Here is a 14,953-nt window from a genome sequence, read left to right as displayed (position 1 = left end):
GGGGGTCTACAGCCAACCGCCCAACCCCAAGCCCGTGCGGGTTTTCCGCGCCCGACCAACAACCTCCAGCCCCGCGCGGGGTTGATCCAGAGACCCGGCGACCCCAGCCCGTGCGGGTTTCCCACACCCGACAGTGACGACTTCATCCTGAACCAGGCGTCGCTGTACTGGTTCACCCGGACCATCTCCACCTCGTTCCGGCCTTACTACGAGTACGCGAGCGGGCTGACCAGGCGCGTGGAACGGGTGGAGGTCCCCATCGCCGTCGCCGTGTTCCCGGCCGACCTGACGCAGCCACCACGCAGTTGGGCCGAGCGCATCTACAACGTCACCAGGTACACCCGGATGCCCCGGGGCGGGCATTTCCCCGCACACGAGGAGCCCGAACTCCTCGCCTACGACATCACCGAGTTCTTCCGCGCCCACCGATGACCGCCCGCGCAACCCGTGAACGGCGCCGCCGGGCGGACGTTCCTCCACCGACCGGGAAATCTTACGGAACACGAACGCGATGGCTCCCGCCCTGGTGACGCGGCCATCGCGATCTTACGGTTCAACACGTGAAGATCAATTCCTCCCCTCGCCCCGCCGCCCGCCGCTGGAGCCTGGCGGCGCTCGCCGTCACCGCCGTGCCCGCCCTGGCGGTCCTGCCCGCCCAGGCCGCCCACGCCGCCGAGATCGCGGTCGCCTCCACCGCCGTGTCGCCGAACGTCATCGACCCCGGGCAGCAAGCGGTCCAGACGGTCACACTGACCGAACCCGCCCCCGCCGGGGGCACCGTCGTGCAGCTGCGCGACCTCAACGTGTCCGAGGACCTCAACTACGCGCAGTCGACCGGCCGCAAGGTCACCGTGCCGGCCGGGCAGCGCAGCGTGAGCTTCCCGATCCGCGTGCAGTCGGAGATCGGCGCCACCACCACGGGCCTGCGGGCCGTCGTCGGCGGGTCGCACGCCGAGACCTCGATCACCGTCCGGGCCCAGGATCCCGACCGGCAGGCGATCACCGACTTCCTGCTGAACGGCGTCGCCCTTCCGGGCACCGTCGTGGCGGGCGCCGCCGTCACCGGCACGGTGAAGCTCAAGGCCGCCGCGCCGGCCGGCGGGCTGGCCGTGGATATCCGCAACCACCCCGGTGAGACCGCCGCCCTGAGCACCCCCGCCTACGTCGTGGTGCCGGCCGGTTCGACCACCGGCGCCTTCACCATGAAGGCCCTGCCCGACGACGGCCCGAAGTCGGTGACGGTGACCGCCGACATCGGCAACGGTTTCGAGCTCAACGGCGTGACCGTGGTGCCCAAGGGCTTCTCGGTGGGCGCCCTGCGGGGCCTGCACACCCCCTGCGACGCCGACTGCAATCCCAACTGGGGCGTGGCGAGCGTCGGCGACCTCTGGCACCCCTTCGGCGCGGTCATCAAGCTGAAGAGCAGCAATCCGGCGATCAAGGTCCCCGCGTCGGTGGAGATCCCGGCCGGCAAGCCCAGCACCACGTTCGTCTTCCAGGTCGAGCGCGGTACGCCCGTCGGCACCACCGCGACGATCACGGCGACCTGGCAGCTCGGCCTGGCCGGTCCGGTGACCTCCCAGGTGTACGTCCAGTACTGACCTGGAGCGGCTTCGGCGGCTCGTCCGCTCAAAGGACGAGCCGCCGAAGCCGCTCCGCCCGCAAGGCCGCGGCCTGAGGTCAGGCCACCTCCCGCTCCTGGGGGCCACCGGTGAAGAGGTCGATGAGCCCGTACGGCGCGCGGTCGCCGAGGCAGAGGTCGAGGATCTCGTGCGCGTCCGCGTAGAAACCCTCGCTGCGCGGGAACAGCGCCTCCTCGTAGGCGGTGAGCGCCGCTTCGACGTCGCCGGGGTGCGCGGCGATCGCCTTGCCGAGTTCGGCGCCGTCGAACATCGCGAGGTTCGCGCCGTCGCCGGACGGCGGCATCAGATGCGCGGCGTCGCCGAGGAGCGTCACGCCGGGCACGCGGTCCCAGCGGTGCCCGTCCGGCAACGTGTGGATCATGCGTGCGACCGGCGCGGTCTCACCGTCGGTGATCAGCGCGGTGAGGTGCGGGGCCCACCCGTCGAACTCGGCCGCGACCCGCGCGCTCGCGGCGGCCGGGTCGGTGAAGTCGATTCCGGCGACCCACTCGGCGGAGCGGTTCAGCTCGACATACGTGTGCAGGACGTCCCCCGCCTCGCGGTGCGCGACGATGCCTTTCCCCGGGGCGAGCGCGTACATGGCCCCGTCGCCGACCGCCGCGGCCGTCGCGGGGTGCCGCCGGTCGACGTCGCGCAGGTAGGTCTCGACGAACGTCGTGCCGATGTACTCGGGCCGGGCGCCGGACAGCAGCGGCCTGACCTTCGACCAGGCGCCGTCGGCGCCGACGAGGATCTCGCTGGTCACGGTCGAGCCGTCGGTGAAGGTCACTTCGTGGCGGCCCGCGCCGAGGGGCCGGACGCCGGTGACCTTGCGCCCCCACTGGACCGTTCCATCAGGCAACGAGCCGAGCAGGATCCGGCGCAGGTCGCCGCGCAGCACCTCGGGACGCGCGGCCGTGCCGTCGTCGGGGGCGTCGAGCAGCACCTCGCCGTGCCGGTCGAGCATGCGCACCGCCTCGGCCCCCTCGTGGATGATCGCGCGGAACTCGTCGGTGAGGTCGGCGTCGGCGAGCGCGCGCTGACCGTCGTCCTCGTGGATGTCGAGCTGGCCGCCCTGCGTGCGGGACTCGGCCGACGGGTCGGCCTCGTAGACCGCCGCGGGGATCCCGTGGACGTGCAGGACGCGCGCGAGCGTGAGGCCGCCGAGCCCGGCGCCGATGATCGTGACCGTCGTGTTCATGATGTTCCCCCAGTCCGGCGGAGCGTCGTTCGGCTACCCCGTCCCTATATGGAATGTCGTTCCAATATCAGTATGGAACAACATTCCATGATGTGTCAAAATGGGGGCATGCCACGGACCCGGGGAAGAGCACCCGCCGGAGGGCGCGCCGACGCCCTCTCAAAAGAGATCGTCGTCGGCGCGGCCGTCGAGCTGCTGGACGAGCTGGGCGAACGCGGGCTCACCTTCCGGCTGCTGACCGAACGGCTGAACACCGGCGCCGGAGCCCTCTACTGGCACGTGGCGAACAAGGACGAACTCGTCGCCCTGGCCGCCGACCAGGTGCTCGGCGACGCCCTCACCGCGACGCCGGACCCGTCGGCCGACGCGACCGCCGAGCTGCGGACGCTCGCCCTCGCCGTCTTCGACGCCCTCGACCGGCACCAGTGGGCCGCCTCCCGCGTCACGGCCCCCGCGACGCTGCCCAACACGTTGCGCCTGCTCGACCGGGTCGGCACCCTCGTCACCCGTACCGGACTGCCCGCCGAGCGGCACTTCGCGGTCGCCACCGCGATCTTCAACTACGTCACCGGCGTGAGCGCCCAGATCATCGCCCCGGGCCCGACCATCGGCGCGACCACCGACCGGGACGCCTACCTCGCCCAGACCGCCGAGCACTGGGCGAAGCTCGACCCGGCCGACCACCCGTTCCTGACGCGCGTCACCGCCGACCTGCGCGACCACGACGACCGCGACCAGTTCACCACCGGCCTCGACCTGCTCCTGGCGGGCCTGCGCACGACCTAGGCGAACAGGGCGGCGACGCCCCCGGCGACCAGGCCGACGACGACGATCAACGGACTGCCCTTAGCGGCGGCGGCGAGGTGGAAGCCCAGGTCCCGGTACTCCGCCATGCCTTCGGTGCCGGGCAGGGCCAGCAGCCGGGGACGCAGCCCGGCGAAGATCAGCCAGTCGAGGACGACCAGATCCCAGACCGTCAGGGTGGCGAAGACGAGCGCCGCGCAGAGGGCGGCGGACGGGAACCCCAGCCCGCCGTCCAGCGCCCCGTCGAGGCCGACCATCGCCGCGATCATCAGCGGCAGCCCGCACGCGCCCCAGACGAACACGCCGAAGCACACCGCGACCCGGCGGCCGCGCGCGCTCTTGGGTTTGCCGTACCGCCGCCGGATGGCCGGCGGATAGTCGTCGAGCAGGAAGTCCCGGCTGAAGGCGGCCCCGACGAACACCGCCACGGTGAACGCCACGCTGAGCGCCAAGCCGTAGGCCACGCCGTACCCGACGACCGTTGACCACTGCACGCCGACCTCCCGAACACCCAGGAACACTCCAGTAAGGCTTACCTAACCTTCGACGCGCCTTAAAGTCAACAGTGTGTGAAGTTCAGTGATCGCTACGATGGTCCGGTGCCCCTGCCAGACGCCACCGAGGAACCCGCCGCCAGAAGCCGGAAACGGCCCGAGTTCCGCAAGGGCCGCCCCACCCTGACCAGGGAGCGGGTCGCCCGCGCGGCCCTGGAGATCCTGGGCGAGGCGGGCCCGGCCGAGGTGACGATGCGCGCCGTCGGCGCCCGGCTGCAAGTGTCGCCGCGTGCCCTCTACAACTACGTCGCCGACCGCCGTGACCTGCTCGGGGAGATGGTGGCCGTCTGCCAGGGCGACCGGCCGGAACCGCGACTGGACGCGGCCCGGTGGCAGGAGAGTCTGCGGGCGTACTGCCGGGATCTGCGCTCCTGGTACCGCGCCCATCCCGGGATGCTGGCCCTCGCGCGCGCCGAGGACCTCACCCCCTTCGCCTCACCGGACATGTTGCGGGCCGACGACACCCTGGTGGGCTTCTTCCTCGACCTGGGCCTGTCGCCGCAGGACGCCCGCCGCGCCTGGTCGATCACCGTGCTCCAGGTGGCGGGCTTCGCCGAGATCTGGGACGCCTGGCACGACCGGCCGCCGCCCGGCCTGGACCCGGCCGCCTGGACGGGCGTGCCGCCGGACGCGGTGCCCGCGACGTTGCCGCATCTGGAACGCCTCGCGGCCGAGTCCACCGTCGAATCCCCGGACGCGCTGTTCGAGTCGGTCCTGACCATGCTGATCGCCGGAGTGCGGGCCCTGGTGTGATTCATGGCCGCCGAGGTGGGCCCGGACGAACACTGGTACAAAAGCGACATGTGGCTGGGGAGGGAACGGGCGGACGACTGGGCGCGGCGGCACCGCAGGTGGTTGTGGGCTTCAGCGTGCGCGCTGGTCGTGCTGGCCACCGTCGGGTTCTCGGTCCGGACGCCGGTGCAGCAGTGGTGGCTGGCGCGTGAGGCGTGCGGGGGCGAGCTGCCCGCCGGTGACCTGGAGGCGGTACGGGCGGGCGTGCGGCTCGGGTCGCGGGAAGAGTCCTTCGACCCGGAACGGGGCCGGTACCGCTGCACGTTGAGAAGCGACCGGGGCAAGGTCGTCGTCGCCGTGGACGCGTATCTGGGCGGGGCGGATCGGGACAAGGAGATGTCGTCCATCGGCAGCTCTCATGCACCGCACGCCGTACTGCCGGGAGGGCTCCCCGGTTTCGAGGACGACAACAGCCGCGTCTACCTCATGCCCAAGTGCCCACGCCGCGCCAAGGAGCCCTTGGGAGAGCACCACAGGTTGCTCGTGGGCACCTGGACGTACTTCGCGAAGGACCGCGAGGAGAAGGCGGCCATGCTGCGGCTCGCGGTGCGGATGACGAACGAGATGACCGCGAAACTCGGCTGCGGTGGCGAGCCGTTGCCCGCGCCCAAGGACGGGTCGGTGCCGGACACCGGCAAGTACGTGCCCCGTGCACAAGCGAAGGACACCGCCTGCAACGCTCTGGCCACCACCCGCGTCCCGGCGGAGGGGCGTGACGGGACGGTCCGCATCGCCATCGCTGACGGTGGGGTCGTCGGACGTTGCACCCTGTACGCGCCGGACAACGCGAGACCGGCAGGCAAGCCGCTCGTCGACCTCACCAGTTGGCGCGGCGACTGGGCCAGGAACATGCGCGAGATGGGCTCGGGCCCCGACCCGCTGCCCATGGGCACAGGCGCCGCCTGGAAGCCCGCGCTGACCGCCGACAGAGCATGGGCCGTCGCCAAGTGCGACGGCGAGAACGCCGGCTTCGCCGCGCACTGGAGCTACGACTATTTCCCCCACCGGCAGGAGGGGGAGAAGGCCGGGCTTCCGACGAAGGCCGAGCAAGCCGAGCAGCGCGTGCTGTTGCACGAGTACGTGGCCACGTTCGCGAAGGACCAGGTACAACGCGGCAACTGCACGGACCTGCAACTGCCGGAAGCCCCGTAAGGCCGCCGGGCGGGACGGTCGCGGCGCTGAAAGGGCTGACCGGCCGCGAGCGCGAGGCCGTCACCCTGGTCGCCTAGGGCCTGTCCAACGACGAGATCGCCGACCGCATGGTGATCAGTCCGCTGACCGCCAGGACCCACGTCCACCGGGCCATGGCCAAGCTCCACGCCCGCGACCGCGCGCAGCTCGTCGTCATGGCCTACGAATCCGGCCTGGTCACTCCGCACGGTGACTAGCCGACGCGCATCGGTAGAACGCTCGTCACATCGGAAACCGGATTGACCGGGCGTGTCGCGGGCAGCGGGAGGGGGATGGGAAATATCGATCTTGCTTTCGTCGTCGCGGGCGTGGGGGCGTTGCTGGCCGCCGCGCTGCCCGGATTGCTCAAAAGACTGCCGATCTCGCTGCCCATGGTGTTCCTGGCGGCCGGCCTGGTGCTGTACCTGTCGCCCCTCCCTCTGCCCGATCCCGACCCGGTGGCGCACCCGGGGACCACCGAGCACCTCACCGAGCTGTGCGTGATCGTCTCGCTGATGGGCGCGGGACTCGCCCTCAACCGCCCGTTCGGATGGCGCGCGTGGTCGTCCACCGGGCGACTGCTGGTCGTGGTGCTGCCGGTGACGACGCTGGCGGTCGCCGGGGCGGCGCACTGGCTGCTGGCCTGGCCGCTGGCGGCGGCGCTGCTGCTGGGCGCGGTGCTCGCCCCCACCGACCCGGTGCTGGCCGCCGACGTGCGCGTCGGCGAGCCCGCCGACGCCGAGCATGACGGGGAGTACGACGGCGAGCGCGACGACGACGAGGTCCGCTTCAGCATCACCTCGGAGGCGGGCCTCAACGACGGGCTGGCGTTCCCGCTGGTGCTGCTGGCCGTCGCGATGGCCACGGCCGGGGGAGCGGGGGAGTGGGCGGGCCACTGGCTGGCGGTGGACCTGCTCTACAAGTGCGTCGCCGGACTGCTCGCCGGGTTGCTGGTCGGATGGCTGCTGGGACGGCTGTTCTTCCGTGCCCAACGGTCCTCGCTGCGGTTGGCCGAGCGCAGCGAGGGCTTCGTGGCGCTGGCCGCGACCCTGCTGGCCTACGGCGTGGCCGAGATCGCGGGCGGCTACGGCTTCATCGCGGTGTTCACCACGGCCTGCACGATCCGGGCGGCGGAACGCTCCCACGGCTACCACGGCGTCCTGCACGGTTTCATAGAGCAGGTCGAACGCCTCCTGACGGCCTGGCTGCTGCTGCTCGTCGGCGGCTACATCGCCACCGGCGGGCTGCGCGACCTCACCTGGCAGGGCGCGGTGGTCGGGCTGCTCCTGCTGCTGGTCATCCGGCCGCTGGTCGGCTGGCTGGCGCTGTACCGAAGCCCGGCGAAGCCGCGTGAACGGCGGGCCATCGCGTTCTTCGGCGTCCGCGGGATCGGCTCGCTGTTCTACCTGGCCTACGCCCTCGAACACGCCGACTTCGGCGTGGACCCACGCTCCCTGTGGGCGGTGGTGACCTTCACCATCCTGGTCTCGGTCTGCCTGCACGGCATCACTTCCACCCCCGCACTGGCCTGGCTGGACCACCTGCGCCAAGCCCGCGCCGCCGACGCCGAACGCGAAGAAAAACTGGTGCCCCTCGCCCGGGAGGGCACCTAGCCAGACGGTGCCTGGCGCTCGATGCGCTGAAGGGCGTCGAGCCGGGCGGGTCAGGTGAGATGGGTGGCGAGCAGCCGGTGGAGGTTGCCGCCGAGGATCTTGTGGATGTCGGCTTCGGGTAGGCCGCGGTCGAGGAGTTCGCCGGTGAGCAGGGGGAGGCCCGAGGGTCCGGCCAGGCCGGGGAGGGTGGCCATGACGTCGAAGCCGGCGGACGCCGCGGGGTCCTCGCAGCAGGGCGGGGTGAGGTCGGTGAAGACCTCGTGGACGAAGTCCGGCCCGAGGCCGACGTGGTCGACGCCCGCCACCGACACGATGTGCTCGACGTGGTCGGCCAGCCTGGCGACGGTGTAGCCGGACGGATCGGCGGCGAGGAAGCCCGGCAGGAAGTTCACGCAGACCACGCCGCCGGACGCCGCGACGCCCCGGATCTGGTCGTCGGTCAGGTTGCGGTGGTGGTCGCGCAGGGCGCGGGCGCTGGAATGGGTGGCGATCACCGGTCGGGACGCCAGGTCCAGCACGTGCTCCACCCCGCTGGCGCTCAGGTGGGAGATGTCCAGCAGGATGCCGAGCCGTTCCATCTCGGCCACGGCCCGGACGCCCGCGGCGGTCAGGCGGCTCGCGGTGGCGTCCTCGCCGCTGCCGTCGGCGAGCGGGGTGCGTCCCCAGTGCGCCAGCGAGGCGACCCGGACGCCGAGCCGGTGCACGGTCGCCAGGAGTTCGACGTCGGCGTCCAGGCCGGGCATGCTCTCCAGCGCCAGGACCAGCGCGATCTTCCCCTCGGCCAGCGCCGCGTCGATCTGCGGCCCGTCCAGGCAGAGCCGGACGTCCTCGGGGTTCCCCTCGGCGATCGTGTGCGCGCACTCGATCATCCGGAGCGTCTCGCGCAGCGCCCCCTCGGGCCGGAACCGCTCGTCGATGAACACCGGGAGCACCTGGAGATCGACCCCGCCCGCGCGCAACTGCGGCAGCCACCGCTCCCGGAAGAAGGACGCCCACCGCGCGGGCGGCCGGGCCACCACCGCCATCAGCAGATCGTTGTGCGCATCGGCCACCACGGCGCTCTCATGCAAGTCAGCAGACATGATCGGCACTGTAGGGTCCCCGACGAGCCAAGTGATCGGAATGGGGCGGAGAACCGGTCGTCGACCCGTGCGTCCGCCGGGGCGGCCATGCCGCGCCATCGGCGGAAGCCCTGGTAGAAGACCGTACGGCCCGGCTGGACGCTTGCGGTGCGCTGCTCGGCGGCGCGTCCTCTTCCGAAGCGGATCAGGCGGCCGACGCGGGTGGCGCGGAGGGGCCGTCGGGGGCGGGCAGGCGGATCGTGCGGGTGAAGAAGTCGTCGATCCGGGCGACCACGGTGGTGAAGTCGTCGAAGTCGGTGGGCTTGGTGATGTAGGCGTTGGCGTGCAGCTGGTAGGTGCCGGAGATGTCGTCGGGGTTGGAGGAGGTGGAGAAGATCACCACGGGGATGGTCCGCAGGTCGGGGTCGGTCTTCATCTTCTCCAGCACCGCGCGGCCGCCGACCTTGGGCAGGTTGAGGTCCAGCACCACCAGGTCCGGGCGCGGGGCGTCGGCGTGCTCGCCGCTGCGGCCCAGGAAGTCCAGCGCGGCCGCGCCGTCGTCGACCATCATCACCTGGCGCCCGAGCCCGCTGACGGCGGCGTGTTCGGCGAACGCCTCGTCGATCAGCATCTGGTCGCCCGGGTCGTCCTCCACGACCAGGACCGTCATCGAACGGGAACTTCCACCGGCATCCTGCATTACGTCGACCTGCTCTGTGCGTCGCACGCCGGGCCACCCGGCGTGTCACCGATATCATCGCTCATTCCGGCGCAACTAGGCCATTCGCCGCTCCGTTCAGGACTCAGAGCCGCCGGGGTCGAGAGCGAGGGTCTGCAGGACCCTGCGGGCCACGCCGGCCGACAACGCGCTGACCACGAGCCCTTCGAGCGCTTCGCGCAGCGCGCGTTCGGCGTCCGTGCCGTCCTCCAGCAGCACCGAGAGCCTGAACCGGTCCGTGACCGGCAGGCGTCGGCCCACCATGTACTGGATCGGTCGTCCGTTCCCCACCCGGCTCGGCGCGACGTCGCGGACGTCGGCCCGTCCACTGAACGGTTGCTTCCTGCCGCTCGCGCGGCCCGGCGGGACACAAGATCCATTTCGGCATCCTTCCGCAGCGCCTCGCGGGAGACCAGCGCTCCCTCGGCCCCGGCGCGCTGGGGGCGTGCCCCGCCGTGAACTCGATGGCGGCGTTTCATGAACAACCAGCATGATCTACCCCCCACATGATCGAAGGGACGCCATGACGTGCTCGCGCAGAGGAACCCGATGACGGCCGCGACGATCGACCCCGGCACGGTCCGGAGGATGGACGACGCGGAGCTGATCGCTCTGTCGCTCGACGAGCCGGAATGGTTCTCGGCGCTGTTCGACCGGTACGGCGGGCGGATCCACGACTACGCCGCCCGGCGGCTCGGCAACGACGCGGCCGAGGACATCGTCGCCGAGACGTTCTTCGTCGCGTTCCGCAAGCGCTCCTCCTACGACCTGACGCGCACCATGGCGCGCCCCTGGCTCTACGGCATCGCGACGAACCTCATCGCCCGCCACCGGCGCACCGAGGAGCGCTACTACCGGACGTTCCAGCGCACCGGCGTGGACCCGCTGCCCGAGCCGCTGGCCGACACCGTGGTGACCCGCGTCGCCGCCCAGGGCCAGGAGCGCCGCCTGGCGGGCGTGCTGCGGAAGATGCCGCGCGGCGACCGCGACGTGCTGCTGCTGATCGCGTGGGCCGACCTCACCTACGAGGAGGTCGCGGCCGCGCTGGACCTGAAGGTCGGCACCGTCCGCTCGCGCCTGCACCGGGCGCGGCGCAAGGCGCGTGCCGCGCTCGAACAGACCGCTTCGGCCCAGGAGGAGATGTGATGGACGACCTGAAGACGCTCAAGGAGTGGCGGAGCGGAACGTCGCCGATGCCGGCCGCAGTGGAGGACTCGATCCGCGCACGCCTGCACGCCATGACGGACGAGTCGCCCGCGCCCGCCCCGCGCCGCCGTTCCCGCCGCTTCCGCCGCCCCGTCCTCGGCGCCCTGCTCGCGACCGGCGCAGCGGCGGCGGCCGCCGTCACCCTGCTGGGCGGGAGCCCCGCGGACGTGCCCCGCACGGAGCTCACCGGCCGGACCGTCCTGCTCGCCGCCGCCGAGAAAGCGCAGCGGCAGCCCGCGACCAGCGGCCGCTACTGGCACACCGCCACCGTCCGCAAATCGCTCCTCGGCAGCCTCGCCACGGGCGTGGACGGACCGCCCCGCTTCCGGATGTACGAGCGGGAACGCTCGGAGTACTGGGCGGCGGCCGACCCTCGCGGGAAGGACTGGCTCGCGCAGACCAAGCTCGGGATGGAGCCGGTCACCCGGGCCGACGAGGACGCCTGGAAGCGCCTCAAGTGCCCCGACTTCCTGGCCGAAGCCCCCGGCGACGGCGACTGCACCAAGCTGCTCCGGGACGGCCGTCGCAAGGTCGAGACGGGGAGGATCGACTACGGGTTCGTCCCGACCATCGACAAGAAGCTCACCGTCCGCGACTTCGCCGCCCTGCCCGCCGACCCCGCCAGGCTGCGCGAGGCCCTGAACCGCCACCTCGGCCACCGGGCCAACGACCAGCAGGTGTTCGAGATGGGATCGGACCTGGTGCTGGGCGCCCCCGTCTCCCCGCGGGTCCGCGCCGCGGCGTTCCGCATGATCGCCGCCCTGCCCGCCATCCACACCCTCGGCGAGCTCACCGACCCCCTCGGCCGCAAGGGCACGGCCGTCAGCCTGAAGGTGGCCTACGACTCGCTGTCCCTCGACCAGCGCCTCATCATCGACCCGTCCACCGGCCTCGCGCTGACGAGCTACACCGTCGCCGTGAAGAACGACGACGGCCGCAACGGCACCGGCATCAAGAAGGGTGAGATCCAGAGCTCGGAATCCCTCCTCGAAGCCAGCTGGACCGACACCCACCCCTGACCCCGCACCACGCCCGACGGCCCCGGGCCACCACGGTCGAGACGCTGCGCGTCGGCCTCCACAGAGATCGACAACGGCCGACGCGCAGCGACGATCGCTCCTACGGTTCCTTCAGCTCGGGCGGGGTGCGGTGCTGGTCGATGATGGCGGCCAGGGTCGGGATGGGGGAGCCGGCCAGGCGGTGGTTGCCCTGGTCGTAACCCGCGGTGGTCTGGGGATTGCGGTGGTCGGCGTGTTCCTGGGCTTTGCGCAGGGGGACGCCGTTGGCGAGCATGGTCGTGATGACGGTGCCGCGGCCCGAGTGGGGTGACAGGCGGTCGGCGGTGGGGAGTCCGGCTTGGCCCGCCAGGGTGCGGATGGTGTCGGAGACGGCGCGTTGGGTCAGGCGTTTGCCGCCGGTCAGTTCGGGCCGGTAGGGGTGCGGCGTGGTGACCAGCAGCGGCCCCGACAGTTCGGTCACCGGGACGCCTTCGCGGGCGGCGCGCAGGCGCAGGTAGTGCTGGAGGGGACGGATGATGTCGGCCTCGACGCGCACGTAGCTGCGGCCGCCGCCCTTCTTGCCGTAGCGCAGGATGCGGTAACCGGCCTCTTCGGTGAGGTCGTCGACGTCGGCGTCGGTGAGGGCCGAGACGCGCACGCCGACGTAGAACAGGATCGCGATGACCACCACGTCGCGCCAGGCGGGTTCGGTGTCCAGGCGCATAGCGCGTTGTTCGGCCCAGTCGAGCAGCTGTGCGGTCTGCGGCGCGGACAGCACGGGGGCCTTGGTGGCGGTGTCGGCGACCTTGATGGGGGTGGCCAGGGCGCCGGGGTTGCGGTCGGTGACCTGGTTGCGGGCCAGGTAGGTGTACCAGGCGGAGACGGCGGCCTTGCGCTGGGCCAGGGTGTTGGGCTTGGCGGGTCGGACGGCGCCGTCGGGGCCGGTGGCGGTCTGGAGGGAGATCCAGGCGTCGACGTCGGCGGCGCGCGCGGCCAGGGGGTCCAGGGCGGTGCGGTGGCAGAAGGTGAGCCAACTGGTCAGGGCCCGCCAGTAGGCGCGGCGGGTGTGGTGGGAGTTGAGCTTCTCCAGCCACAACACGGTGAGGTGCCGGGGCGCGTACCGGTCGGTGGGGTCCGGTGGCGGTAGCGCGGGCAGGGCGGTGACCGCCTCGATGAGCATCTGCCGCAGCTGCGCCGCGTCGGCGGGGGCGGCGGTCGGCAGTGGCGTCGGCTGCGGGCGTTCTGCGGGCACCGACGGTCGTGCCGACGCCTGTCCGGCGGCGAAGTCGTCGGCGGGAACGAAAACGTCGGTCATGGGCGCGGCTCACAGACGAGGTGGTCGGGCGTACGGGCTCGGGTGGTGCGGCCGAGCCGGGGCGACCGGCCTGGCAGGACCGCGGGATCACAGGTTCCCTTCCCAGCATGCCAGCGACCGTGACCTCATGCGCGGCACCGCTCTTCCCTCGGGGTCTGACCCCGCCATCAACCGATCGGTTGATGGCGGGACGAGCGACTCGGGCGATGCGGGCGAACACCGCCGGAGACGATCCTCGACCCATGCCCATCATCGAAGTCAACGGCCTGCGCAAGGTCTACGGCGACCGCCCCGTGGTGGACGATGTCGCCTTCGCCGTCGAGGAAGGGGAGATCTTCGGGATCCTCGGCCCGAACGGCGCGGGCAAGACCACGACCGTCGAATGCCTGGGCGGACTGCGCGTGCCCGACGCCGGCACCGTCCGCGTCGCCGGTCTCGACCCGCGCGCCGACCGCGCCGAGCTCACCAGGATCCTCGGCGTCCAGCTCCAGGAGAGCGAACTCCAGGAGAAGCTCACCGTGCGGGAGGCCCTGGAGCTCTACAGCGCCTTCTACCCGGACCCGGCCGACTGGCGCGGGCTCGCCGAGCGCCTCGGCCTCACCGCCCGGCTCAACGCCCGGTTCGGCAAGTTGTCCGGCGGTCAGAAGCAGCGCCTGTTCATCGCCCTCGCCCTCGTCGGCCGCCCCCGGGTCGTCATCCTGGACGAGCTGACCACCGGCCTCGACCCGCGCGCCCGCCGCGACACCTGGCGGCTCATCGAGGAGGTCCGCGACTCCGGCGTCACCGTCGTGCTGGTCACGCACTTCATGGAGGAGGCCCAGCGGCTCTGCGACCGGATCGCGGTGTTCAAGCAGGGCCGCGTCGCCGCCCTCGACACCCCCGACGGCCTGGTCCGCCGCAGCGCCGGCGGCACCGTCATCTCGTTCGCGCCGTCCCGGTCCCTGTCCGACGAGGACCTGGCCGGGCTGCCCGAGGCCGCGACCATCGAGCGCCGCAACGGCCACCTCACCGTGCACGGCACCGACACGACCGTCAACGCCGTCATCTCCCTGCTGGCCCGCCGGCAGATCACCGCCCACCAGCTCCGGGTCACCGACTCCACGCTGGACGACGCCTTCCTCGAACTCACCGAAGAGCAGGAGCACTGACGTGTCCGCGTCCACCGCCGTCCTCCGGGCGGAGCTGCGGCTCCTCCTCCGCGAACCGTTCAGCCTGTTCTGGATCGTCGCCTTCCCCACCGTCCTGCTCACGATCCTCGGCCTGATCCCGGCGTTCCGGGAGGCCGATCCCGATCTCGGCGGGCGTCGGGTCATCGACCTGTACGTTCCGGTCAACGTGCTGCTCGCCCTGCTCATGGCGGGCATCCAGGTGCTGCCGCCCGTGTTGTCCGGCTACCGCGAGCGCGGTGTCCTGCGCCGCATGTCCACCACGCCCGTCCGGCCCGTCTCGCTGCTGGCCGCGCAGATCGTCCTGCACCTCGCGGCCGCCCTGGCGTCGGTGCTGCTGGTCGTCGCCGTGGGCCGGATCGCCTTCGACGTGGCGCTGCCCGGACAGGTGCCCGGCTACCTGCTGGCGCTCCTGCTCGCCGCCCTCAGCGCGCTCGCGCTGGGCGCCGCGGTCACCGCCGTCACGCCCACCACCAAGAGCACGACCGTGGTGGGCTCGATCGTCTTCTACCCGATGATGTTCCTGGCGGGCGTCTGGCTCCCCGTCCAGGCCATGCCCGACCTGCTGCGGCACGTCGTCGAGTACTTCCCGTTCGGCGCCGCGTCCCAGGCCCTCGACCAGGCCGCCGGGGGGAGCTGGCCGGACTGGGCGCATCTCGGCGTCACCGCCGCCTGGGCCGCCGTCCTGATCGCCGCCGCCGCGCGCTGGTTCCGCTGGGAATAGGACAAAATA

At 71.9% G+C, this 14,953-nt stretch carries 17 protein-coding genes; 11 read left to right on the top strand and 6 right to left on the bottom strand.

What is annotated here, in order from left to right:
• Window positions 1-432 (top strand): alpha/beta fold hydrolase (locus tag AH6_RS06095; protein WP_218005723.1); only part of this gene is annotated, 432 nt, incomplete at its 5' end.
• Between the two features lie 128 nt (window positions 433-560).
• Window positions 561-1,601 (top strand): hypothetical protein, encoded by a 1,041-nt coding sequence (locus AH6_RS06090; protein WP_067474870.1) that lies wholly within the window; start codon window positions 561-563, stop codon window positions 1,599-1,601.
• A gap of 79 nt (window positions 1,602-1,680) precedes the next feature.
• Here the strand turns inward: AH6_RS06090 and AH6_RS06085 are convergent, their stop codons facing one another.
• Window positions 1,681-2,823: an FAD-dependent oxidoreductase gene (locus tag AH6_RS06085; protein ID WP_067474867.1), complete on the bottom strand. Its 1,143-nt coding sequence runs from the start codon at window positions 2,821-2,823 to the stop codon at window positions 1,681-1,683.
• Window positions 2,824-2,931: 108 nt separating this feature from the next.
• On the opposite strand from AH6_RS06085, the gene AH6_RS06080 reads away from it, so the two are divergent.
• Complete coding sequence (locus AH6_RS06080) at window positions 2,932-3,609, top strand: TetR/AcrR family transcriptional regulator C-terminal domain-containing protein (RefSeq protein WP_067474864.1); 678 nt, start codon at window positions 2,932-2,934, stop codon at window positions 3,607-3,609.
• Here the strand turns inward: AH6_RS06080 and AH6_RS06075 are convergent.
• Window positions 3,606-4,121, bottom strand: coding sequence for a hypothetical protein (locus tag AH6_RS06075; RefSeq protein ID WP_067474863.1), 516 nt, complete (start codon window positions 4,119-4,121; stop codon window positions 3,606-3,608). The two genes, AH6_RS06080 and AH6_RS06075, sit on opposite strands and share 4 nt — an antisense overlap.
• Before the next feature lie 105 nt (window positions 4,122-4,226).
• Here AH6_RS06075 and AH6_RS06070 point away from each other — a divergent pair, with 105 nt between their 5' ends.
• The 4 genes from AH6_RS06070 to AH6_RS06055 all read left to right on the top strand — a co-directional run bounded on the left by AH6_RS06070 (window position 4,227) and on the right by AH6_RS06055 (window position 7,756).
• Window positions 4,227-4,934, top strand: a complete 708-nt coding sequence (locus AH6_RS06070; protein ID WP_083982253.1) for a TetR/AcrR family transcriptional regulator — start codon at window positions 4,227-4,229, stop codon at window positions 4,932-4,934.
• 3 nt (window positions 4,935-4,937) lie between these two features.
• Window positions 4,938-6,125, top strand: coding sequence for a hypothetical protein (locus AH6_RS43470; RefSeq protein WP_157431289.1), 1,188 nt, complete (start codon window positions 4,938-4,940; stop codon window positions 6,123-6,125).
• 80 nt (window positions 6,126-6,205) lie between these two features.
• The gene (locus AH6_RS06060) at window positions 6,206-6,361 is read left to right on the top strand and encodes a response regulator transcription factor (RefSeq protein WP_373861740.1); all 156 of its coding nucleotides are present in this window, start codon (window positions 6,206-6,208) and stop codon (window positions 6,359-6,361) included.
• A 75-nt stretch (window positions 6,362-6,436) separates the two neighbouring features.
• The gene (locus AH6_RS06055; protein ID WP_067474856.1) at window positions 6,437-7,756 is read left to right on the top strand and encodes a cation:proton antiporter; all 1,320 of its coding nucleotides are present in this window, start codon (window positions 6,437-6,439) and stop codon (window positions 7,754-7,756) included.
• Between the two features lie 50 nt (window positions 7,757-7,806).
• Here AH6_RS06055 and AH6_RS06050 read toward each other — a convergent pair whose 3' ends face one another.
• The 3 genes from AH6_RS06050 to AH6_RS06040 all read right to left on the bottom strand — a co-directional run bounded on the left by AH6_RS06050 (window position 7,807) and on the right by AH6_RS06040 (window position 9,799).
• Window positions 7,807-8,838 (bottom strand): dipeptidase, encoded by a 1,032-nt coding sequence (locus AH6_RS06050; protein WP_067474999.1) that lies wholly within the window; start codon window positions 8,836-8,838, stop codon window positions 7,807-7,809.
• Window positions 8,839-9,022: 184 nt separating this feature from the next.
• Complete coding sequence (locus tag AH6_RS06045) at window positions 9,023-9,487, bottom strand: response regulator (RefSeq protein WP_245679191.1); 465 nt, start codon at window positions 9,485-9,487, stop codon at window positions 9,023-9,025.
• A 126-nt stretch (window positions 9,488-9,613) separates the two neighbouring features.
• On the bottom strand, window positions 9,614-9,799 hold the full coding sequence (locus tag AH6_RS06040) for a hypothetical protein (RefSeq protein ID WP_067474850.1): 186 nt from the start codon (window positions 9,797-9,799) through the stop codon (window positions 9,614-9,616).
• Window positions 9,800-10,084: 285 nt separating this feature from the next.
• Between AH6_RS06040 and AH6_RS06035 the strand changes: the two genes are divergently transcribed.
• The gene (locus AH6_RS06035; RefSeq protein WP_067474847.1) at window positions 10,085-10,681 is read left to right on the top strand and encodes an RNA polymerase sigma factor; all 597 of its coding nucleotides are present in this window, start codon (window positions 10,085-10,087) and stop codon (window positions 10,679-10,681) included.
• Complete coding sequence (locus tag AH6_RS06030) at window positions 10,681-11,760, top strand: CU044_5270 family protein (protein WP_067474844.1); 1,080 nt, start codon at window positions 10,681-10,683, stop codon at window positions 11,758-11,760. The genes AH6_RS06035 and AH6_RS06030 overlap by 1 nt, the downstream gene beginning before the upstream one ends.
• Window positions 11,761-11,860: 100 nt before the next feature.
• Here AH6_RS06030 and AH6_RS06025 read toward each other — a convergent pair whose 3' ends face one another.
• Window positions 11,861-13,054 carry a tyrosine-type recombinase/integrase gene (locus AH6_RS06025; RefSeq protein ID WP_067474841.1) on the bottom strand — a complete coding sequence of 398 codons (1,194 nt, stop codon included), beginning with the start codon at window positions 13,052-13,054 and terminating at the stop codon, window positions 11,861-11,863.
• 242 nt (window positions 13,055-13,296) lie between these two features.
• Here AH6_RS06025 and AH6_RS06020 point away from each other — a divergent pair, with 242 nt between their 5' ends.
• Together AH6_RS06020 and AH6_RS06015 are read left to right on the top strand one after the other, a co-directional pair.
• The gene (locus AH6_RS06020) at window positions 13,297-14,202 is read left to right on the top strand and encodes an ABC transporter ATP-binding protein (protein ID WP_067474838.1); all 906 of its coding nucleotides are present in this window, start codon (window positions 13,297-13,299) and stop codon (window positions 14,200-14,202) included.
• 1 nt (window position 14,203) lies between these two features.
• Window positions 14,204-14,944, top strand: a complete 741-nt coding sequence (locus AH6_RS06015) for an ABC transporter permease (RefSeq protein WP_067474835.1) — start codon at window positions 14,204-14,206, stop codon at window positions 14,942-14,944.
• The last annotated feature ends 9 nt before the right edge of the window (window positions 14,945-14,953 follow it).

Source organism: Actinomadura hibisca NBRC 15177 (assembly GCF_001552635.1).
Lineage (GTDB): Bacteria > Actinomycetota > Actinomycetes > Streptosporangiales > Streptosporangiaceae > Spirillospora > Spirillospora hibisca.
This window is presented reverse-complemented; position numbering and strand designations above follow the sequence as displayed.

Excerpts from the sequence above, each read along its gene's own strand:
- AH6_RS06085 (WP_067474867.1), bottom strand. The coding sequence starts at position 2,823 with ATGAACACGACGGTCACGATCATCGGCGCCGGGCTCGGCGGCCTCACG.
- AH6_RS06080 (WP_067474864.1), top strand. The coding sequence starts at position 2,932 with ATGCCACGGACCCGGGGAAGAGCACCCGCCGGAGGGCGCGCCGACGCC.
- AH6_RS43470 (WP_157431289.1), top strand. The coding sequence starts at position 4,938 with ATGGCCGCCGAGGTGGGCCCGGACGAACACTGGTACAAAAGCGACATG.
- AH6_RS06055 (WP_067474856.1), top strand. The coding sequence starts at position 6,437 with ATGGGAAATATCGATCTTGCTTTCGTCGTCGCGGGCGTGGGGGCGTTG.
- AH6_RS06050 (WP_067474999.1), bottom strand. The coding sequence starts at position 8,838 with ATGTCTGCTGACTTGCATGAGAGCGCCGTGGTGGCCGATGCGCACAAC.
- AH6_RS06045 (WP_245679191.1), bottom strand. The coding sequence starts at position 9,487 with ATGACGGTCCTGGTCGTGGAGGACGACCCGGGCGACCAGATGCTGATC.
- AH6_RS06040 (WP_067474850.1), bottom strand. The coding sequence starts at position 9,799 with ATGGTGGGCCGACGCCTGCCGGTCACGGACCGGTTCAGGCTCTCGGTG.
- AH6_RS06035 (WP_067474847.1), top strand. The coding sequence starts at position 10,085 with ATGACGGCCGCGACGATCGACCCCGGCACGGTCCGGAGGATGGACGAC.
- AH6_RS06030 (WP_067474844.1), top strand. The coding sequence starts at position 10,681 with ATGGACGACCTGAAGACGCTCAAGGAGTGGCGGAGCGGAACGTCGCCG.
- AH6_RS06025 (WP_067474841.1), bottom strand. The coding sequence starts at position 13,054 with ATGACCGACGTTTTCGTTCCCGCCGACGACTTCGCCGCCGGACAGGCG.
- AH6_RS06020 (WP_067474838.1), top strand. The coding sequence starts at position 13,297 with ATGCCCATCATCGAAGTCAACGGCCTGCGCAAGGTCTACGGCGACCGC.